This window comes from Streptomyces sp. P6-2-1 (assembly GCF_050613165.1).
Taxonomy (GTDB): Bacteria; Actinomycetota; Actinomycetes; order Streptomycetales; family Streptomycetaceae; genus Streptomyces.
The window spans coordinates 243,815-263,884 of the sequence record NZ_CP192513.1 but is presented as its reverse complement, the minus strand read 5'-3'; the positions used below and the strand labels follow the sequence as shown (position 1 = coordinate 263,884).

At 73.6% G+C, this 20,070-nt stretch carries 19 protein-coding genes; 11 read left to right on the top strand and 8 right to left on the bottom strand.

Annotated features, from left to right (window positions below; all coding sequences use genetic code 11):
* The first annotated feature begins 28 nt into the window (after positions 1–28).
* From ACQYWQ_RS01140 to ACQYWQ_RS01130, 3 genes are all read left to right on the top strand, one after another.
* Positions 29–1,402 (top strand): NAD-dependent succinate-semialdehyde dehydrogenase, encoded by a 1,374-nt coding sequence (locus ACQYWQ_RS01140; RefSeq protein WP_431031962.1) that lies wholly within the window; start codon positions 29–31, stop codon positions 1,400–1,402.
* A 123-nt stretch (positions 1,403–1,525) separates the two neighbouring features.
* A complete protein-coding gene (gene ppk2, locus ACQYWQ_RS01135; protein WP_431031961.1) occupies positions 1,526–2,548 on the top strand; it encodes a polyphosphate kinase 2 in 1,023 nt (340 codons plus the stop codon).
* A gap of 42 nt (positions 2,549–2,590) precedes the next feature.
* Complete coding sequence (locus tag ACQYWQ_RS01130) at positions 2,591–3,289, top strand: ribonuclease H family protein (RefSeq protein WP_431031960.1); 699 nt, start codon at positions 2,591–2,593, stop codon at positions 3,287–3,289.
* A 185-nt stretch (positions 3,290–3,474) separates the two neighbouring features.
* Here the strand turns inward: ACQYWQ_RS01130 and ACQYWQ_RS01125 are convergent, their stop codons facing one another.
* Complete coding sequence (locus ACQYWQ_RS01125; protein ID WP_431031959.1) at positions 3,475–4,239, bottom strand: SDR family NAD(P)-dependent oxidoreductase; 765 nt, start codon at positions 4,237–4,239, stop codon at positions 3,475–3,477.
* Between the two features lie 179 nt (positions 4,240–4,418).
* Here ACQYWQ_RS01125 and ACQYWQ_RS01120 point away from each other — a divergent pair, with 179 nt between their 5' ends.
* Positions 4,419–5,078: a TetR/AcrR family transcriptional regulator gene (locus ACQYWQ_RS01120; protein WP_431031958.1), complete on the top strand. Its 660-nt coding sequence runs from the start codon at positions 4,419–4,421 to the stop codon at positions 5,076–5,078.
* A 112-nt stretch (positions 5,079–5,190) separates the two neighbouring features.
* On the opposite strand, the gene ACQYWQ_RS01115 is transcribed toward ACQYWQ_RS01120, so the two are convergent.
* Positions 5,191–5,952, bottom strand: coding sequence for an ATP nucleotide 3'-pyrophosphokinase (locus ACQYWQ_RS01115; protein WP_431031957.1), 762 nt, complete (start codon positions 5,950–5,952; stop codon positions 5,191–5,193).
* A 158-nt stretch (positions 5,953–6,110) separates the two neighbouring features.
* Between ACQYWQ_RS01115 and ACQYWQ_RS01110 the strand changes: the two genes are divergently transcribed.
* Positions 6,111–6,641 carry a GNAT family N-acetyltransferase gene (locus ACQYWQ_RS01110; protein WP_431031956.1) on the top strand — a complete coding sequence of 177 codons (531 nt, stop codon included), beginning with the start codon at positions 6,111–6,113 and terminating at the stop codon, positions 6,639–6,641.
* 13 nt (positions 6,642–6,654) lie between these two features.
* Here the strand turns inward: ACQYWQ_RS01110 and ACQYWQ_RS01105 are convergent, their stop codons facing one another.
* Positions 6,655–7,269 carry a TetR/AcrR family transcriptional regulator gene (locus ACQYWQ_RS01105; protein WP_431031955.1) on the bottom strand — a complete coding sequence of 205 codons (615 nt, stop codon included), beginning with the start codon at positions 7,267–7,269 and terminating at the stop codon, positions 6,655–6,657.
* Between the two features lie 69 nt (positions 7,270–7,338).
* On the opposite strand from ACQYWQ_RS01105, the gene ACQYWQ_RS01100 reads away from it, so the two are divergent.
* Complete coding sequence (locus tag ACQYWQ_RS01100) at positions 7,339–8,232, top strand: NADP-dependent oxidoreductase (protein ID WP_431031954.1); 894 nt, start codon at positions 7,339–7,341, stop codon at positions 8,230–8,232.
* A 63-nt stretch (positions 8,233–8,295) separates the two neighbouring features.
* Here ACQYWQ_RS01100 and ACQYWQ_RS01095 read toward each other — a convergent pair whose 3' ends face one another.
* Complete coding sequence (locus ACQYWQ_RS01095) at positions 8,296–10,365, bottom strand: DUF2264 domain-containing protein (RefSeq protein ID WP_431031953.1); 2,070 nt, start codon at positions 10,363–10,365, stop codon at positions 8,296–8,298.
* A gap of 314 nt (positions 10,366–10,679) precedes the next feature.
* On the opposite strand from ACQYWQ_RS01095, the gene ACQYWQ_RS01090 reads away from it, so the two are divergent.
* From ACQYWQ_RS01090 to ACQYWQ_RS01080, 3 genes are all read left to right on the top strand, one after another.
* Positions 10,680–11,348, top strand: coding sequence for a ThuA domain-containing protein (locus ACQYWQ_RS01090; RefSeq protein WP_431031952.1), 669 nt, complete (start codon positions 10,680–10,682; stop codon positions 11,346–11,348).
* Positions 11,333–12,421, top strand: coding sequence for a Gfo/Idh/MocA family protein (locus ACQYWQ_RS01085; protein WP_431031951.1), 1,089 nt, complete (start codon positions 11,333–11,335; stop codon positions 12,419–12,421). Before ACQYWQ_RS01090 ends, ACQYWQ_RS01085 begins: the two co-directional genes overlap by 16 nt.
* A gap of 76 nt (positions 12,422–12,497) precedes the next feature.
* Positions 12,498–12,959, top strand: coding sequence for a nuclear transport factor 2 family protein (locus ACQYWQ_RS01080; RefSeq protein WP_431031950.1), 462 nt, complete (start codon positions 12,498–12,500; stop codon positions 12,957–12,959).
* Between the two features lie 93 nt (positions 12,960–13,052).
* Here ACQYWQ_RS01080 and ACQYWQ_RS01075 read toward each other — a convergent pair whose 3' ends face one another.
* Both ACQYWQ_RS01075 and ACQYWQ_RS01070 read right to left on the bottom strand, forming a co-directional pair.
* Positions 13,053–14,819, bottom strand: coding sequence for a chitinase (locus ACQYWQ_RS01075; protein ID WP_431031949.1), 1,767 nt, complete (start codon positions 14,817–14,819; stop codon positions 13,053–13,055).
* Positions 14,820–15,061: 242 nt separating this feature from the next.
* On the bottom strand, positions 15,062–16,324 hold the full coding sequence (locus ACQYWQ_RS01070) for a glycoside hydrolase family 71/99-like protein (protein ID WP_431031948.1): 1,263 nt from the start codon (positions 16,322–16,324) through the stop codon (positions 15,062–15,064).
* A gap of 313 nt (positions 16,325–16,637) precedes the next feature.
* On the opposite strand from ACQYWQ_RS01070, the gene ACQYWQ_RS01065 reads away from it, so the two are divergent.
* Entirely contained in the window at positions 16,638–17,258 is a 621-nt protein-coding gene (locus ACQYWQ_RS01065; protein ID WP_431031947.1) for a GNAT family N-acetyltransferase, read from the top strand.
* Positions 17,259–17,400: 142 nt separating this feature from the next.
* The gene (locus ACQYWQ_RS01060; protein ID WP_431031946.1) at positions 17,401–18,354 is read left to right on the top strand and encodes an SDR family oxidoreductase; all 954 of its coding nucleotides are present in this window, start codon (positions 17,401–17,403) and stop codon (positions 18,352–18,354) included.
* Positions 18,355–18,429: 75 nt separating this feature from the next.
* On the opposite strand, the gene ACQYWQ_RS01055 is transcribed toward ACQYWQ_RS01060, so the two are convergent.
* Positions 18,430–18,756, bottom strand: a complete 327-nt coding sequence (locus ACQYWQ_RS01055) for a DUF742 domain-containing protein (protein WP_431031945.1) — start codon at positions 18,754–18,756, stop codon at positions 18,430–18,432.
* A complete protein-coding gene (locus ACQYWQ_RS01050; RefSeq protein ID WP_431031944.1) occupies positions 18,753–20,018 on the bottom strand; it encodes an ATP-binding protein in 1,266 nt (421 codons plus the stop codon). Before ACQYWQ_RS01050 ends, ACQYWQ_RS01055 begins: the two co-directional genes overlap by 4 nt.
* Between the last annotated feature and the right edge of the window lie 52 nt (positions 20,019–20,070).

The following is a 20,070-nucleotide window of genomic DNA, read 5'->3' as shown; positions in this document are numbered from 1 at the left end:
GTATCCCCGTACCGCACGAAGGGACACCATGACCGCGTACAAGGTCGTCAACCCCGCCACCGGGCAGACCGAGAGCGAATTCCCCGAGGCCACCGACGTCCAGATCCAGGACGCCCTGGACCGCTCCGCCGGGGCCTACCGCACCTGGCGCGCGAGCGATGTCCAGGACCGCGTCGCCGTCCTGGAGCGGGTCGCCGCCCTCTACGCCGAGCGCAAGGACGCACTCGCCTCGCTCATCACGCGCGAGATGGGCAAGCCCGTCGCACAGGCGCGCGGCGAGATCGACCTCACCATCTCCATCTACCGCTACTACGCCGAGAACGGCCCCGGCTTCCTCGCCGACGAGGAACTCGACGTCGTCGCGGGCGGCAGCGCCGTGGTGCGCAAGGAGGGCATGGGCCCGCTCCTCGGGATCATGCCGTGGAACTTCCCGTACTACCAGGTCGCCCGCTTCGCCGCGCCGAACCTCATGCTCGGCAACACGATCCTGCTCAAGCACGCCCCGCAGTGCCCCGAGTCCGCGCTCGCGATGGAGAGGATCTTCCAGGACGCGGGCCTGCCCGACGGCGCCTACCTCAACCTCTTCGCGAGCAACGAGCAGGTCTCGACGATCATCGCCGACCCGCGCGTGCAGGGCGTCTCGCTCACCGGGTCCGAGCGCGCGGGCGCGGCGGTCGCCGAGCAGGCGGGCCGGCACCTCAAGAAGGTCGTCCTGGAGCTGGGCGGCTCCGACCCCTTCCTCGTCCTCGAACCCGCCGACCTCGACCGCACCGTCAAGAACGCCTTCTTCGGCAGGTACGGCAACGCGGGCCAGGCGTGCAACGCCGCCAAGCGCATCATCGTCCTCGCCGACCAGTACGAGGAGTTCACGCGCAAGTTCACCGAGACCGTGAAGGGCGTGACCCCCGGCGACCCCACCGAGGAGTCGACCTTCATGGGCCCGCTCTCCTCGCGCCAGGCCGTCGCGAACCTCGCCGCGCAGATCGAGGACGCCGTCGCGAACGGCGCGACCCTCCTCGCGGGCGGCAAGCCGCTCGACCGCGAGGGCGCCTGGTTCGAGCCGACCGTCCTCACGAACGTCGGCCCCGGCATGCGCGCCTTCCAGGAGGAGCTGTTCGGCCCGGCCGCCGTCATCTACAAGGTCGACACCGAGGAGGAGGCCGTCGCGCTCGCCAACAACACGCCCTACGGCCTCGGCGCCGCCATCGCCACCGACGACCCCGAGCGCGCGCTGCGCGTCGCCGCGCAGCTCGACACCGGCATGGTCTACATCAACGAGGCGGGCGGCTCGGCGGCCGAGCTGCCCTTCGGCGGCGTGAAGCGCTCCGGCGTCGGGCGCGAGCTGGGCAAGTACGGCATGGAGGAGTTCGCCAACAAGAAGCTCGTGCGCGTGCGGCGCTGAGCACCGGCGTCCCCGGTACTCCGGTCGCACGTCCCGGAGTGCGTGCCTCGGGAAGCGGGGGTAGGGACGAGGGAGCGGCAGTGATCCGCCGCCCTTCGTCCCCGCCCGTGAGGATGCCGCCCCATGCCGAGTCCTTCGCCCGCCCCGCCGCCCTCCGACCCCGGCGCGGACGAGGACGACGCCGGGGCCGCGCTCCTCGACGGGCTGACGATCGACGACAGCCGCCCCGAGCGCCCCCTCCTGCGCGACAGCTCGGGCGCGCCCGTCGACACGTGGCGCGAGAACTACCCGTACCACCACAAGGTGGGACGCCGCGAGTACGAGAAGCGCAAGCGCGTCCTCCAGATCGAGATGCTGAAGATGCAGCGCTGGGTCAAGGACACCGGGCAGCGCCTCGTCGTGCTGTGCGAGGGCCGCGACGCGGCGGGCAAGGGCGGCACGATCCAGCGCTTCATGGAGCGGCTCAACCCGCGTGGCGCGCGCGTCGTCGCGCTGGAGAAGCCGACCGAGCGCGAGGCGGGGCAGTGGTACTTCCAGCGGTACGTGAGCCAGCTGCCCTCCGCGGGCGAGATCGTCTTCTTCGACCGTTCCTGGTACAACCGCGCGGGCGTCGAGCGCGTCATGGGCTTCTGCACGCCCGCCGAGTACTACCACTTCCTGCGCCAGACCCCGGTCTTCGAGCGGATGCTCACGGACGACGGCGTCCTGCTCGTGAAGTTCTGGTTCTCCGTCTCGCGCGCCGAGCAGCGCACACGCTTCGCCATCCGGCAGATCGACCCCGTACGGCAGTGGAAGCTCTCGCCGATCGACCTCGCCTCGCTCGACCTGTGGGACGCGTACACGGAGGCGAAGGTCGACATGTTCCGCGCCACGGACACCGACGCGGCGCCGTGGACGGTCGTCAAGAACAACGACAAGCGGCGCGGGCGTCTGGAGGCGATGCGCAGCCTGCTCGCGCGGCTCGACTATCCCGCGAAGAACCCCACCGCCGTCGGCATCCCCGATCCGCTCATCGTCGGCCCGGCCGACACCCTGCTGGAACCGGGCGAGGAGAGCGCGAGCCTGTCCCCGACGCCGCTCGCCGGGAGCAGGCACGGGCGGGGGCTGCACCCGCAGGACGGGGTACGGGGACCGGGCGGCGAGTGAGGGGTGGTCGGGGCACCCGGCGGCGACTGGCATGATCGAGGGATGTCAGATCGCATCATCGCCGCCTGCGACGGCGCCTCCAAGGGCAACCCCGGCCGGGCCGCCTGGGCGTGGGTCGCCGCCGACGCCGAGGGGACACCGGAGCGCTGGGAGGCGGGCCCGCTCGGCACCGCCACCAACAACGTCGCCGAACTCACCGCGCTGCTCCAGCTCCTGGAGGCCACGGACCCGCTCCGCCCGCTGGAGGTCCGTATGGACTCCCAGTACGCCATGAAGGCCGTCACGGAGTGGCTGCCGGGCTGGAAGCGGCGTGGCTGGAAGACGGCGGGCGGCAAGCCGGTCGCCAACCAGGAGCTGGTCGAGGCCATCGACGCGCTGCTCCAGGGCCGCGAGGTCGCGTTCCGCTACGTACCCGCCCACCAGGTCGGCGGCGACCCGCTCAACGCGATCGCCGACCAGGCGGCGAGCGAGTGCGCGATCAGCCAGGAGGCCGCAGGGACCGCGTACGGGGCCCCCGCGCCCCCCGTCCCGAGCGCCTCGCGCACCGAGCCCGCGCGCACGAGCGGCGCGACCCGCGCGAAGACCGGTGCCAGGACGGGCGGGAAGTCCGGCGGCAAGGCCCCCACACTGAAGGCCAAGTACCCGGGCCGTTGCGGCGCCTGCGGGCAGTCCTACGCGGCGGGCGAGGACATCACGAAGGTGGGCAAGGGCTGGGGACACGTGGGGTGCAAGGGGGAGTGACGGCGCGGCCGACGACGGGCTAGCCGAGGACGCGGCCGACGACGGGCTAGCCGAGGACGCGGCCGACGACGGCGCGGCCGACGACGGGCTAGCCGAGGACGGGGTGGCCGAGGACGGGGCACGGGCCTGTCAACACGCCCCTGCCCCGTTTCCCGGTGTTCCCGGTGTTTGCCGGGCTTGCCGGATCAGACAGCGGCCCAGCCGTTGTCGACCGGCAGGAGGGCGCCGTTGATGTTGCTCGCGGCATCCGATGCCAGGAAGAGGATCGCCGCCGCCTGCTCGTCGGCCTGCGAGGGCTTGCCCACGTTCGCCATGTACTTGCCGATCGTCGCCGGGCCCCGCGCGCCGTCCGCCACGTTCACCGAGATGTTCGTGGCCGTGCCGCCGGGGGCTATCGCGTTGGTGCGCAGGCCCTGCTCCCGGTACATGACGGCGAGGGACTTCATGAGGCCCACGACGCCGTGCTTGGACGTCGTGTAGGCCGCGCCCGCCGCACTGCCGCGCAGCCCGGCCTCCGACGCGGTGAAGACGATCGCGCCGTGCTCCGTCTTCAGCAGGTGCGGGAGCGCGGCGCGCGTCAGCAGGAACGGCGCGGTGAGGTTGATACGGAGCACGCGCTCCCACTCCGCGTCGTCGGTCTCGCCCGCCGCCGACATGCGGTCCATGATCCCGGCGTTGTTCACGAGCACGTCGATCCCGCCGAAGCGCTCGACCGCCTGTGCCACGACCTCGTCGACCACCGCCTGCTCGCTCAGGTCCCCGACGACGGCGAAGGCGCTGCCACCGCCCCGCTCGATCTCGGCGGCGACGGACTTCGCGCGCTCGGCGTCGAGGTCGGCGACGACGACCCGCGCGCCCTCGGCGGCGAACTTCAGCGCCGCCGCGCGCCCGATACCGGAACCGGCGCCGGTGATGACGACGCGGCGACCCGAAAGACCTGTGGTGCTCATTGCGACTCCCTGTGCAGAGGCGGTACGGCCGCCGCGGAATGAGGTGTTCCGCATCCGGCGCTGCCGAGCGTACCTCTTTATGTCGCTTGATGACATAAAGGCGTCGAGCGACAAAAAGTCGCTCCCGGGGGACAATGGACTCCGACGCGCAGGCGAGGACGAGGAGCGGAAGGAGCGGAATGGCGGATACAGGGGCGGGCGCGGAGACGGGCACGCGGCCGGGCGCGGACGCGGGCAGGGGCGCGGCGGCTCGCACAGGGCGGCCCCCGCTGACCGAGCGGCGCAAGGCGGCGACGCGGCGGGAGATCGCGCTGGAGGCCGTACGCCTCTTCAGCGCCCAGGGCGTCGCGGCGACCTCGGGCGACGACATCGCCCGCGCCGCCGGCATCTCGACCCGTACCCTCTGGCGCTACTTCCCCTCCAAGGAACACTGCGTGAAGCCGCTTCTCGCGCTCGGCCTGGAGCGGGCCATCGCCCAGCTGCGCGACTGGCCTGCCGACCGGCCGCTCACGGAGGCGATGGCCGAGCAGGGCCCCGGCGGCGGGGCCGAGGAGGCCGGGCTCACGAAGACGCTCATCGCGATGGCCGTCGAGGAACCAGCGCTGCACGCCGTGTGGCTGGAGATGCACTACGAGGCGGAGGAGGCCTTCGCCGCGTTCGTCGCGGCCAGGACCGGGCGGCCCGCCGACGACCTCGCCGTCCGCGTCCAGGCGGTCATCATGAACGGCGCGATGCGCGTCGGCGCCGAGCACTGGGCCCGCAGCCGCGACGACCGCAGGACCCATGAGGAAGCCCTCCGCGCGGCGCTGCGCTCCGCGCTGGAGGGGCTGAGCTGCTGAGCGGGCCCCGGAGCGGACCCCGGGACCCCGGCGCGGGGCGCCCCGCCCGCGGGACGCCCCCGGCCGCGGGGCGCCTTCGCGGTGCGTGCGCCCCGGCCGCGAGGGCGCCCGGCTACGCGAACGCCGGTACGGGTGCGCTCCGGGGCGCGGGCGCGGTCAGGGACTTCGCGCCCGGCGGAACCGGTACGGCGGCGAAGAGGGCGTCCTGTTCCCGCTGGAGTTCGCGCTTGCGCGCGGGGCTCGTGGAGGGGAGGCGCTGCTCCTCGTAGAGCGTGTGCGTCGCCTCCTGGGCGTGCTTGCTCGCCGCGGTGTGGAACTGGACCTCGAAGAGCTGACCCGAACGCGACGCGCGCCAACCGGTGTTGAGCCCCTTGTAGCCGTTCGCGCGACCCCACGTGTTGGACCACTTGGTGCTCTCGTTGCGCCAGTCGGCGAGAGCGCCGGAAGCCCGGGTGACGCCGGAGGCGTAGGAGTCGTCGTCCCACTGGAGGGTGTAGCGCACGGCGTCGGTGATGCCGTCGAGGACCGCGTCCACGTCGTTGCCCGGCTCCTCGGCGAGCTTCCCCGCCACCTTCCGCTTCAGCGAGTCGGGGCTCTTGAGCCGCTTGTCGAAGCCGACGACTTCCGCGCCCGTCATGGCCGCGGCGGCGCGGACCTGCACGCTGATCGTGCGCTCCGCCCGCTGGGCGCCCGCCAGGTAGGCGTCGACCGTGTTGTTCTGCTCACTCGTCAGCGTGAGGCCGCCCTCGCCCTTCCAGCCGCCGGACTGTTCGTCAGCGGCGAGTGCGGTGGTGGCGGGGCCGAGCGAGACGACGGCGGCGACCGCCGTGCAGACGGCCGTACGGAGGGTGGAGGGGAGGATCTGGGTGGTCATGCGGCGATTACCGGTCCTTCTCGTGCGGAAAGGTGCGTGAGGCACCCGGTCAACGCCGTGCCGACCCCGCGGGTGGCGGGGCGGCCGCCGCCACCACCCGGACGGACGGACCCTCCGCCCCTGGGGCTCTGTCAGTGCCTCCCGTTAGCGTCGAAGGCATGACCGAACGATTCGCCCCGCCCCGTGGTCAGGCGGCGGCCGAGCCCGTGGTCCACGTGCGGCACGCGACCGACCTGGACCTCGACGGGCTGCTCGCCTCGATGACCGCGCTCTTCGCCGAGGACGCCGGGCCCCGCGACGCCGCCGCCGATCCCGCCTGGTTCAGGGAGCACGGACGCGCCGCGCTCGCCGCCGGGCTCGACGACCCGGCGCGGCTCCTGCTCGTCGCGGAGTGCGCGGGCAAGGTGCTCGGCCACCTCACCGCGATGCTGCGCCCGCCCGAACCGCTGCTCCCTGTCCGCACGGTGACGCTCGCGAGCCTGTACGTCCGCCCCGCGATGCGCGGCGCCGGCACGGGCTCGCGCCTCCTCGCCGACTGCCTCGACTGGGCCCGCGCCCAGGGCGCCTTCCGTACCGAGGTCTCCGCCTACGCGAGCAACAGGGCGGCGCTGCGCTTCTACCACCGTCACGGCTTCACCGACCACGAGGTGACCCTCACGGCCCCGGGCGGGGCGCTCCGCGACGGCTGAGGCCCCGTCGCGTTCAGGCGGCGGGCGGGCGGGCCTCCGAGGAGGCGGGCTTCCGGGGCTCCGTGGCCGCCCAGGCCGCCTCGATCATCCGGAAGACCTCATCCACCGTGCCTTCGGGATCGGCGGATTCGCGCGCCAGCGCGAAGGCGTCGATCACGAACCGCGCGAGCGCCCGGCACGCCGTCTCGCCGCGCGCCGAAACGGAATCGGCGGCCACGGCCGCCGCCAGGGCCTCGGCGTGGCGCAGCCGCATCGACTCCTCGTACTTCCGCAGCGCGGGTGAGGCGTCGATCATGCGCCACACCGGGGCCGCGCCCTCCGCCGTGCAGTGCCGCACCAGGGCGTGGATCTCACGGCGCAGTGGTGGCAGGAGCGGCGCTTCGGGCGCCCGGTCGGTGACCGCGCGGACGAGGCGTTGCTCGAAGTCCTCGTCCCGCTCGAAGACCAGGGCCTCCTTCGAGGCGAAATGCGAGAAGAGCGTGGTGACGGCCACGTCGGCGTCGGCGGCCACCTCGCGGATGCCCACCGCCTCGTACCCGCGTGCCAGGAAGAGCCGCATGGCGGTGTCCGCGATCTTCTGGCGGGTCGCTGCCTTCTTGCGTTCACGGCGTCCGGTCGGCACGGTCATGGCCGCACACTAGCAGGTGCAAAACCGAAACAGTTCCAAAACGCTAACCGTTAGTGTTACGTTCTCGGCATGAGGAAAGTGAGCTACGCGGAATTCGGCGGCCCCGAGGTGCTGCGCCTGGTGGACGCCGAGGAGCCGCACGCGGGTCCGGGACAGATACGTATCGCGGTACGGGCCGCGGGGGTGAACCCGGTCGACTGGAGACTCCGCGAGGGGCAGGTCCTGGGCGCGCACCCGGTCCGGCTGCCCGCCGGGGTCGGGCTGGACGCCGCCGGTGTGGTGGACGAGGTCGGCGCGGGGGTGCGGGGCGTGGCGCGGGGCGACCGCGTGTTCGGGGAAGGGCTCGCCACGTACGCCGAGTTCGCCGTCCTGACGGCCTGGGCGCCGATGCCCGACGGGCTGTCGTTCGCTGAGGCGGCCGGGTACCCCTCCGTGGTGGAGACCGCGCTGCGCGTCGTCCGCGAGGTCGGCGTGCGGCCCGGCCAGACGCTCCTCGTGAGCGGGGCGTCCGGCGGCGTCGGCTCCGCGGTGCTCCAGATCGCGCGGGCGCGCGGCATCACCGTGATCGGCACCGCGGGGGCGGCGAACCAGGAGTACCTGCGCGGTCTGGGTGCCCTCGCCACGACGTACGGGGAAGGCTGGACCGCGCGCGTCCGGCGGCTCGGCCGGGTCGACGCGGCGCTCGACCTCGCGGGCTCGGGGGTGATCGGCGAACTCGTCGCACTGACCGGGGACCCGCGCAAGGTGGTCTCCATCGCCGACCTCGACGCGCCGAAGCACGGCGTCCGGTTCTCCGGTACGGCCGGGAGCGTGCCGGACGCGCTCGCCGAGGCCGCCGCACTGATCGCGCGGGGCAGGCTCCGTATCCCGGTCGAGAAGTCCTACGCGCTCACCGAGGCGGCGACGGCCCACAGCGACAGCCAGGCCGGGCACGCGAGGGGACGCCGCGTCATCCTGGTCTGAGCGGTGCGGACGCCCCCGGCGCCCCCGCCCCCGGGCCCCCCGGCGCCCCCGGCGCCGTCTGGCTCAGGCCACCGGCGGCGCCGGCAGCCGTACCGTGTGCGTGTGGCCGTCCGGCCAGGTGATCTCGGCGACAGCCGTGCCGTCCGGCTCCCAGGCGGCGCGCACGGCGGGCAGGGACAGCGGGGTGCCCCTGCCGAGGTGGACGGCGGCGGCGTAGACGGTGCCAGGGGCCGCCTCCGTCCCCGATGTCAGCAGGGGAGTGGCCGAGTCGAGGGCCAGCGGGCTGCACCCCGTCGCCGAGCGCACCGAGCCGAGTGGCAGCCCGCCCAGGTCGGTCACGGCCGAGACGAGCCCCTCGGGCGAGGTCACCGAGGCGTGGCCGGGGGTGCCCGACGTCGCGTCGGCGAAGGTGCCTGTGCCCCCCTCGGCCCGCGGCCCCGAACCGCTTTCGGTCCGTGCCCCCGCGGCCGCGTCGGGCTCCCGCACCGGCTCCGTCCCCACCGGCAGCGCGAAGCCGCCGAACCGCACCCGCACCGCCCGGTCCTCGTCGGGAGCGGCCGCGTCCACGCGTGCCACGCGCACCTCGACGGAGCCCCGTACCGCCGAACCGACCGTGAGCCACGGCCCCGTGCGGAAGTCCGCCGGAGGGCCGCCGAAGGGGTCCCAGCTCGCGCCCGCCGCGTCCACCGGCCAGTGCGCGCGCGAGCGCGAGACGCCCGTACCGTCCGCGACCGAGAGCCGCTCCAGCGGCCTGCGGTGCGCGGCGCGGCCCGCCGCGTCGACAAGCGTCGCGCTCGCCTCCCAGGCGCCCGCGCGCGCGTCCGCCGGGTATTCGGGCATCGCGTGCGTGGAGTAGCCGAGCCGCGCGTAGTGCGGGTCGTCGGGCCACAGGCGCGCCGGGTCGCTGTGGTCGCCACCGTGGTTGACGACCCGTACGACCCCGTCGGCGGCGGTGCCCGACACGAGCCACCCGGGCCCGTCCAGCGTGCGCGTGAAGTCGCCGCGCTCCACGGCGAGCGGCTCGGGGTCCGCCGTCCACGCCGGGTGCGAGGCCGGAAGGAGCAGCCCCGCGAAGCCCTTGCTCGCCCAGTACGGCGAGGCCGGGCCCGAGTACACCTGGAGCAGCCCGCGGAAGGGACGGTGCCAGCCCAGGCTCAGGAGTCCGTCCCCCGTGAGTGCCCCGTTCTCCGTGAAGTACGACAGCGTGCGTGCCGCGAGACCCCGTGTCTCGCCGGGCGACAGCGGACTCGCGTCGAAGAGCGTGCCCGTCCACAGCGGCGCGAGCGCCGCCCAGCGGTACGTGAGCGAGCGGCCCTGGAAGAGGGGAGCCCCGTTGCCGCCCACGAGGTGCCGCCAGTCGGCGAGGAAGAGCCGCAGCCGCTCCCGGTAGCGCTCGGCGAGCCCCTCGGGCGCCTGTTCGCCGAGGATGCGCGTGCACCACAGCGGGTACAGGTGCATCGCCCAGCCGTTGTAGTGGTCGTGGTTGCGGTGCGCCCCGCCGGTCAGCCCGTCCGAGTACCAGCCCCCGCCCTGGTACCACTCCTCCGTCGTCGCGAGCGTCCGGTCCAGGTCCTCCTGGCGCCACTGCCCGCCCACCGTGCGCGCGAACGCCTCGGTGACGCCCTGGAACCAGATCCAGTTGTTCTGCGGCATGTCCGTGCCGACCATGAGGCCGAGCCAGTCGAGGAGCTGGGCGCGGGTGCGATCGCTCAGACGGTCCCAGATCCAGGGGCGGGTCTCGTGCAGCGCGAGCGCGATCGAAGCGGCCTCGACCTTGGCCTGGTTGGCCTCGGCGAAGGTGGGCCAGCGCTCGGGGCTCGCCGGGTCGACCCCGGCGGCGATGCCGCGCGCGTACCACTCGGCGAAGCCGTACGGGTCGTGGCCCTCCTCGCCGCGCAACCGGAAGGCGGCGAGGAGGAAGGTGCGCGCGAAACCTTCGAGTCCGTCGCTCCACGCGCCGCTCGCACTCGCGGGTCCCGGCAGCCGGATCAGCGCGTGGCGCTCGCTCGCGTACGGGCGCACCGCGCGCAGCATGTCGTCGGCGAGCCGCCCCCAGCGCGCGCGTCCCGTCCAGGCGGCGGGGTCGGTGGGGGCGGCGGCTCCGGCGGGTCCTGGCGTGCTCGGCTGCGGCATGACTCGTACTCCTGGGGAAGAGGGGACGGCGTCGTGGGTCCCCGGGCACGCTACCCGCCCGGAGAGCACGTGGAAAGCGGTTTCTAAACTCCTGTGCGTGGGCTGTGATTGCATTAGTCAAGGCAATTGACAAACCGGGCGCGCCCTCCGTACGTTCGTGTGGCCGAGCGGAGCACCCGCGCCGGTGGCGGCGTCGCCGGCGCGACGACTCCGTGAACCACCCCGTGCCCGCGAAGCCCTTCCCCCGGGCCCGCGCGGTGCGACCGACCGGCCCCCACCCGCCTCGATCCGGCCGTGCGGGGCCGTGAGCACCGATGGGAGCGTGCAAGACCATGACGAACCCCAGCCGAAGGGCGCTCGTCGTCCGCGGCGGGTGGGAGGGACACTCACCCGTCGAGATCACCGACCTCTTCCTGCCCTTCCTCAAGGACGCCGGATTCACGGTCGACACCTCGGACACCCTCGACGTCTACACCGACGCCGAACGCCTCGCGGCCACCGACCTGATCGTCCACTGCTGGACGATGGGCGAGGTGACTCCCGGTCAGAGCGAGGGACTGGTCGCCGCGGTCCGCGCGGGCACCGGCTTCGCCGGCTGGCACGGCGGCATCGTGGACTCCTTCCGCGGCGATCTCGGCTACCAGCGCCTGACCGGCGGCCAGTTCCTCATGCACCCCGAGGGGTACCACGACCACCGCGTCCACATCGTTCCCGGGCATGAACTGGTCGAGGGCATCGAGGACTTCGACGTCCACACGGAGCAGTACTGGGTCGCCACCGACCCCGCGATCGAGGTGCACGCCACGACGGTCTTCCCGGCGGGCGACGAGCACGGCCGGGAGGTCGTGATGCCGGCCGTGTGGAGCCGCCACTACGGAGCCGGGCGCGTCTTCGTCAACACGATCGGCCACAAGCCCGACGACTTCGACGTGCCGGGGGCGCGCGTCCTGACCGAGAGGGGACTGCTGTGGGCGAGCCGCTGAGGATCGGCATCGTCGGCGCGGGGGCCATCAGCGGCGCCTACCTCGACTCCCTGGACCGGCTCACGCGCCCGCTGCGGGTCACCGCCGTCGCCGACCTGGACCTGACGCGCGCGAAGGCCGCGGCCGGGCGGGCGGGGGACGCCGTCGCGCTCGGCTCGGTCGGTGAACTCCTCGCCCGTGAGGACGTCGACGCCGTGCTCAACCTGACGATCCCCGCCGTGCACGCCGAGGTCGCGCGCGCCGCGCTCGCGGCGGGCAAGCACGTCTACGGCGAGAAGCCGCTCGCCGCGACGCGCGAGGAGGCCGCGGCGGTGCTCGCCGCGGCCGCCGAAGCGGGGCTCAGGGTCGGCTGCGCCCCCGACACCGTGCTCGGCACGGGAACGCAGACCGCGCGCAAGGCCGTCGAGGACGGCCGCATCGGCACGCCGGTCGCCGCGACCGCCTTCATGACGACGGCCGGGCACGAGGCGTGGCACCCGGACCCGGAGTTCTACTACCGTCCCGGGGGCGGCCCGCTGCTCGACATGGGCCCGTACTACCTCTCCGCGCTCGTCCACCTCCTCGGCCCGGTCGCCAAGGTCACGGGCGCGGTCGCCGCACCGCGCGCCGAGCGCGTCATCGGCAGCGGCCCGCGCGCGGGCACCCGCTTCCCCGTCGAGGTGGACACGCACGTGACCGGGGTCCTGCACCACGCGAGCGGCGCGCTCAGCACGCTCGTGATGAGCTTCGACGTCCCGGCGGCGCGGCTGCCGCGCATCGAGGTGTACGGGACCGAGGGCTCCCTCTCGGTGCCCGACCCCAACGGCTTCGACGGGCCCGTCGAGCTGAACAGGGGCGAGGGCTGGGAGGAACTGCCGGTCAGCGCGGGGTTCCCGGGCGCCGGACGCGGCGTCGGCCTCGCCGACCTGGCCGACTCGCTCCGTACGGGGCAGCGCCACCGTGCCTCGGCGGACCTCGCGCACCACGTGCTCGACACGATGCTGACGCTGCTCGACTCGGCGCACGAGGGCGTCACACGGGACGTGGCCAGCACGTGCGAGGTGCCGAGGCTCGTCACGACGGGGCGCGCCTGAGCGACCGCGGGACCTGCGGCCCCGTCGCGGCGGAATTCCGTGGCGGGGCCGTTCCGCGCTCTGCTACCCCTGGGGAATGGACGCACTCGAAGATTCCCTGCGGGAACTGCTCGCGGCGCGCGCCTGCGAGCGGCTGATCCTGGACCTCGTCCACCGGCTCGACCTGGAGCGACCGGCCTCCGTCGCCGAGTTGTTCACGCCTGACGGGGTGTGGGAGTGGGCGGCGGGCGGCCGCCGGGTCACCGGGCGCGCGGAGCTGGCCGCCTACTTCGGCGGCCGCCCGGCCGACCGGCTCTCGCGCCGCCTCGCCACCAACATCCGCGTCACGGTCGACTCGCCCGACACGGCCCGCGCCACGAGCTACTTCGTCACCTACCGCGTCGACGGGAACGACCAGGCGACCCTGGTCCCGCCCCCGCCCCCGGCGAACGCGGGCCACTACGAGGACACCTTCCGCCGTGTCGGGGGGACCTGGCTTCTCGCGCACCGCCGCCTCCACCTCGCCTTCGGCGGGCCGACGCCCCGGCACGGCGGCTGAGGGCGTGAGGGGAGCGGAGGGGCGGTACGCGGTCACGGCGACACCCGTCGCGGGGACCGCGTACCGCCCCGTCCTCCGTACGTTCTCGGCCCGTCAGGGCATGGCGTGCACGTGCGGTCCGACCGCGTCGCTCCAGGCGTTGCCCGCCGTCGCGTCCCAGTTCGTGGACCAGGTCATCGCGCCGCGCAGGCCCGGGTACGTCGTGGCGGGCTTGAAGGAGCCGCAGTTGGTGCCCCGCGCGAGGCAGTCGAGCGCGTTGTTGACGACGCCCGGCGCCACGTAGCCGCTGCCCGCGCCGCGCGTCGACGCCGGGAGGCCGAGGCCGACCTGCGAGGGGGCGAGACCGCCCTGGAGCTGGATGCAGGCGAGCGCGGTGAGGAAGTCCACCGAGCCCTGGCTGTAGACCTTGCCGTCGCAGCCGAGCATCGAGCCGCTGTTGTAGTACTGCATGTTGACGACCGTGAGGATGTCCTTCACGTTGAGTGCCGTCTTGAAGTACTCGGCGGACGTGGACTGCATGTCGATGGTCTGCGGGGCCATCGTGAGGACGAGCGAGCTGCCCGCCTTCGCGGAGAGGGAACGCAGGGCCTGCGACATGTAGGTGGAGTTGACGCCGTTCTCCAGGTCGATGTCGACGCCGTCGAAGCCGTAGGTCCGCATGAGGGAGTACACCGAGTCGGCGAAGTTCGTCGCCGAGGTGGTGTCGGAGACCGATACGGTGCCGTTCTGGCCGCCGACCGAGATGATCACCTTCTTGCCGGCCGCCTGCTTGGCCTTGATGTCGGCCTTGAACTGCTCGACGGTGTAGCCCTTCAGGCCCGCCGTGTCGAGCGTGAAGGACACCGCGCCGGGCGTGGTGGTGGCGTCCGCGAAGGCGACGGCGATGATGTCGTACTGCGCCGGGACCTGCGCGAGGGTCTGGACGGTCGCGCCGTTGTCGAAGTTCTGCCAGTAGCCGGTCACGGCGTGCTTCGGGACGGAGCCGCCGCCCCCGGGGTTGCCGCCCGAGGTGGTGGTCACCGAGATCGCCGCCGACTTCGGGGACTCGCCCGCCGCGTTGACGGCCGTGACCTGGAAGCTGTACGTCGTGGCCGAGGCGAGCCCCGTGACGGTCGCCGAGGTGCCGGTCACGGACTGCACCGTGACGCCGTCGCGGTAGACGTGGTAGCTCGTGGCGTCCGGCACGGGGTTCCAGCTCAGCGGTACCGACATCGCCGAGGCGGCGCCCGCCGTCAGCCCTCCGGGTGCGGCGGGCACGCTCGGCGTGGTGCCCCCGCCGCCGCCCCCGTCCGGGCCGAGCACGGAGACGTCGTCGGCGTAGTAGGCGGGCTGCCCGTACCAGCCGTGCAGGTAGACCTGGACCGATGTGGTGCTCGCGCCGGTCGTGAAGGTGGTCGTCAGGGGCGACCAGCCGGAGGCGCCGGGCGTCCACGTGGACACGTCCGTCGTGCCGGTGCCGCTCGCGCCGAGGTACACGTACGAGCCCTGCACGTACGCGCTGAGCGTGTAGGTGGAGTTCGGCTTCACCTTGACGGTCTGTGCGCACTGGCCCGTGTCGGACGCCGACGGGCTCGCCTTCAGCGCCGCGCTGCCCGCGTGGACCGGCGAACCCACCGCCTCACCACTGCCGTTGCTACAGGTCCAGCCCGAGAGCCCGGACTCGAAGCCGGGGTTCTGCGCGTTGTTGACGTCCGCTGCCTGGGCGGTCCCCGCGACGAGTCCGCTCAGGAGGAGAGCGGTCGCCGAGACGAGGGCACCGGCACCGAAGAGGCGCCGCGCGCGGGAGCGGAGAGTGCGGGGGGCGGGACGGGTGCGGCCGGGTCTGGGTCCGCCGGTCGCCGAAGAGGGGGCGCGTTCCACAACTACCTCCGGAAGGGGGTGACTTGGAGGAGAACAGGGCACTGCGGGCACTGCGGGTGCGGAACGGTGGCCACCGTCTGACGGGAGGATGGTCCAGACCAATCGGGTTGTCAAGGCCTCTGGTGGCGGGAGAGCCGCCGGGGTGTCGGCGAGGAGAGGGCGGGCGCAAGCGGCGGGGGCGGCGCCCCGGGCCCGTACGACCCGGAACGCCGCCCCCGCCTCGCGTGCGAGACGTCCTCCCGTCACGCCACCGGCTGTGTCGGCCGCGCCTCGGTCAGCGGGATCTCACCCCTCAGGAGCTTGCCGCCGTCACCCGTCAGGCGCAGGTAGTAGTCCGATGAGCAGGCCGTGCCGTCCTCGTCGAGCGCCTTGATCCCGGACCCGGCGGGCACGTCGGCGGCGCTCGCCGCGGTCTTCGCGATCTGGTTCGCCTCGTTGTACTCGTCGAACATCGAGACGTAGATGCCCTGCACCCCGACGCGCTTCATGTTGTAGAACTGCCGCCACATGAAGTCCCCGTGGGCGCGCTGCCCGTCCTGGAGGTCCCCGGGCAGCACGCACGGCTGGTAGTCGATGCCGTGCGCGTCGCACTCGGCCTGGTCGGGGGTGTTGACGTTCGCGTAGAAGTTGTCCGCGTCGGCGACCGAGCCGATCCGGCCCACCATCCACGGCGAGATCATGTCGAAGGCGTGGTACACCTCCGAGAACCCGGGACGGGAGTCCTCGTCCTCGGTGCGCCAGTGTGTCGGCACCCCGCCGATCACGTAACACCCCTGCCCCTTGAACCAGTTCACGACATCGAGGCACTCCTCGGCGCCGAAGGGGCGCGCGTCGTCACTGAAGCCGAAACCCCACACGCACACGACCGGCTTCCCGTTCTGGTGCGCGTACGCGGACGAGGAGGTGTGCGCGCTCATCTTCTCGGTCCAGTCCTGCTTGACCTGCTCGCGCATCCCGTCCCAGTTGGTGACGTCGTACATGATGTAGAACTTGCGGCTGTTGGCCTCGGCGGCCTGCCGCACCTTCTGCGCCATGCCGTCGCGCGTGGGGCCCTCGGAGCCGAAGGGGTTGAAACGCTGGAGCGCGGCGGTGTCGATGCCGTACTCGCGCATCCACCGGAAGTGCGTGTCCACGGTCTGCTGGTCCCAGGAGGAGAACAGCGCGGCCTCGCCGCCGCCGTTCAGGTCCGGCATCGCGGTCGGGTACGTGTGCGTGTACTCCGAGACGTCCGGCCACGACTTCGCGCTGTTCGCGCCCGGTGCCGGGGCCTTGCTCATGTCGGGGCTCCAGTGCCACCACCCGTTGATGGGGGCGCCGTCGCCGGGCGCGGCGAACCAGCCCTGATAGCCGACGGTGACCTTGCCGACGACGTCACCTGCGGGGGAAGCGGCGGGCCCTGCCTCCGGCGCGGGAGCCGCGCCTGCCTGGCTCGCGGCGAATCCGGTCCCCGCGGCGGCCGCGACGGCGGCGCCGGTCAGGAGGAAGGAACGGCGGGAGATGCTCATGCGGGTGTGCCTCTCGGTCTGCCTCATCGGCGCGGCACACCACAGGGCGATGCCGCGCACGGAACGGTCACGCCTGCTGGGGTGGGGGGAGGTGAGGACGGCGGCAGTCCGTCCCTCCGTCAACAGGCGCCGCACGCAAGCTAATCGACCGCACGGGGCCACGACAAGACTCCGGGGACAACGATGTCAGGGCAGGGTGCGCCGCCTTCGCCCGATGGGAGCGCTCTCCGGAATTCCCTGTCGGCGCGCGCCGCCGTGTCGTAGGTTCGCGCGAGGGCGGGCGGCAGGCGCGCCGCCCGGAGAGGAACGACGCGTGTCCCCGTCCGTACGGCCCTACCGCCCCGGCGACCACGAGGCGCTCGCCGACATCTGCGTGCGCACCGCACACCTCGGCGGCGACGCCCGCCCGCACTACCGCGACCCCTCGGTGCTCCCGGTCCTCTTCGCACACCCCTACGCGGCCTTCGCGCCGGAGCTGTGCTTCGTGCTCGACGACGGCGGGCGCGCCGTGGGGTACGTGCTCGGGACGGCCCGCACCGACCGGTTCGTCGACCGCTTCCGTACGGAGTGGCTGCCGCGCCACGCCGTGCGCTACCCGCTCCCTGCCGGGCCCGCGGCCGACAACGACGAGGTCATGGCGGGCCTCCTCCACGACCCCGAACGGATGCGCGTCCCGGCCCTGAAGGACTACCCCGCCCACCTCCACATCGACCTGCTCCCTCCCTTCCGGCGCCGGGGTCACGGACGCCGGTTGATGAGCGCCCACCTCTCGGCCCTCGCCGTCCAGGGCGCCGCCCGCGTCCACCTCGGCATGGTCACCGCCAACACCCGGGCCCGCGCCTTCTACGAGCGCCTGGGCTTCCACGAGATCCCCGTGCCGGACGCGGGGGAGCTGACGTATCTGGGGCGGGAGACGGCCGCTCCGCTCGCCTGACCTCACCCGCCCGGCCGAGGCGTCGGGGGGATCGCCGGTCCGGGGACACATGGGGCATGGAGGGGATACCGGCGGCGTCCGATGATGAGGCGGTGCGACGCGCCGCGCGAGGCGCGCGTCCCCCCCCTCAGAAAGGTGACACATGCCCCCGACCGAGAAGCCCTCCGTGGAGGTCCCCCCGCTGGCAGGCAGGACGGCCCTGGTGACCGGGGCCAGTGACGGGCTCGGCCTCGGGCTCGCCCGGCGCCTGGCCCTGGCGGGCGCCGAGGTGATCATGCCGGTGCGCGACCAGGACAAAGGAGCCCGCGCCGCCCGGCGGATCAGGGAGGACGCCCCCGGGGCGAAGGTCGATGTGCGCGCCCTCGACCTGGCCTCACTGGACTCGGTCGGACGCCTCGCCGGGGGTTTGCTGGCCGAGGGCAGGCCGATCCACATCATGATCAACAACGCCGGGGTCATGACGCCCCCCGACCGGCGGACCACCGCCGACGGCTTCGAGCTGCAATTCGGCACGAACCACCTCGGGCACTTCGCACTGGTGGGACACCTGCTCCCGCTCCTGCGGGCGGCAGGGGCGCGGGTCACCAGCATGAGCAGCCTCGGCGCCCGCTCCGGCACGCTGTCCTGGGACGACTTGCAGTACGAGCGACGCTACGACGCCATGAAGGCGTACAACCAGTCCAAACTCGCCCTGATGCTCTTCGCCCTGGAACTCGACCGCCGCAGCCGCGCGGCGGGCTGGGGCCTGAGCAGCAACGTCGCCCACCCGGGGCTGACCCTGACCAACTTGCAGTCCTCCGGCTGGAACATGGGTCGCGGCAGGGAGAGTCTCCGCACCCGCGCCTTCCGGGGCGCCGCGCGGGCTCTGCCCTTCCTCGTGCAGCGGGTCGAGACCGGTGTCCTGCCCGCGCTGTACGCCGCGACCGACCCGAAGGCGCGGGGCGGGGTGTTCTACGGCCCCGGCGGCATCGGCCACCTCACCGGCGGACCCGTCGAGCAGGAGGTCTACCCCTCCGCGCGCGGCGAGGACGACGCCCGCCGCGTCTGGGAGGTGTCCGAGCGCCTGTCCGGCGTGTCCGTCCCCGGCACGCCCTGAGCCCCCCGTTCCGCGCGCGGGTCGGGGGCCGCCGCCGCGGGCCCGGAGGGCGTCACCCCGTCACCCCGCCCTCGCTCACGTCATCCGCCGCAACCCCGCCAGCACGTCCCGCAGCAGCCGCACCTCGGGCGGCACGCTCTCGTTCACCGTCAGGAGGCCCTGGACCACGAGGTCCGAGGCGAGGACGCGGGTGAGGCCGACCGGGATGCCGAGCGTGGCCGCGGCCTCGGCGAGGGCCGTGGGGCGGGCGCACAGGTCGAGGAGGGTGCGTTCCTCCGGGTTGAGGTGGAGGGGACGGGGGGCCTGGCGCGTCGTCAGGAGGGCTTCGAGCGCGATCCCGTACGCGGCCCGCGCGCGCCCGCGGGTGATGACGTACGGGCGCAGCGCCGCCGGGGCGCTCACGCGGTGCCCGTCGGGTGCGGGACGAGGTCCGGGGTGCGCTCCGCCCGGCCGAGCGCTCCCCGGGGGACGGCGTCGAAGGGTTCGTCGGCGGGCTCGCCGTCCGTGAGCGCGGCGACAGGGACGAGGACCACGGCGCGCAGGCCCCCGTACGGGGACGGCCCGAGGTCGACCTGGAAGCCGTGCCGCCGCGCGTACTGCCCGACGACGGCGAGGCCCGTCTGCGGCACCTCGCCGACCTCGCGCAGCCCGAGCGGCCTGCGGCCCGAGGCGATCTCGCGCGCGGTGCTCAGCCGGTCGGGCGCGAGACCGAGGCCGCCGTCGTGCACCTCGATGACCGCGCCCTTCTGCACCGCCCGCACCGTGACGGGGACCGTCGTGCGCGGTGGCGAGTACTCCGTGGCGTTGGCGAGCAGTTCGGCGACGAGGTGGATGAGGGGCTCGGCGAGCGCGGCCCGCACGGCGGGGGAGGGATCACCCGTCACCTCGACGCGCCGGTAGGCGACGATACGGCCCGACGCGGCGCGCGCGACGTCCACGAGGTTCAGCGGCTGCCGCCACTCCTGCCCCGGCCATTCCCCGCACAGCACCTTCAGGCTCTGCGCGTGCCGCGCCTGCTGCGTCGCCGCGTGGTCGGCGAGCATCGTCGTCTCCAGCAGTTCGGCGTCGTCCGGGTACCTGTCACCGAGTCCCGTGACCGCCGACTGGATGCGGTGCGCCGAACTCTGCACCCGCCCCGCCAGCTCCACCAGGACGAGCCTGCGCGTCTCCTCCAGGTACTCGCACTCCTCGGCCACCTCGCGCAGCACCCGCTCGAAGAGGTCCGATACGACCTGCGTCAGCTCGGCGCTCTGCGGCCGCTGCGCGGGCACCGTCCTGCCGCGTACCGCCGCGGGCAGCCGCTCCTTCACGAAGTGCTCAAGCTCCAGGCGCATCAGCTCCGACTGCTCCGTCAGGTACGCCTGCCAGTCGGCGTCCCTGCGCTCGGACTGGGCCGCGCGGCGGGCCAGCTCCAGCGCGAGCAGCTCGCTGTCGGCGACGGCCGTGCGGTGCTGGCGGCGCAGCGCCTCCAGGCCGCACAGCGCGAGCACCATCAGTGTGCCGAGCAGGACGGCGGTCGCGAGCCGCTGGGCGGCGAGCAGCGAGACCGCGCCGCCGTAACCGCACAGCAGCGTGAGCAGCGTCGCCGGCCACAGCACACCGGCGGCGCGACCGGAAGCGGGCGCCGGGACGGGGCCGGGAGGAGAGACGGGGGGACGGGGCATCGAGCACCTTCGGGGGACGTACGGGAGGGGGTGGGTGCGGGGGCGCCGCGGG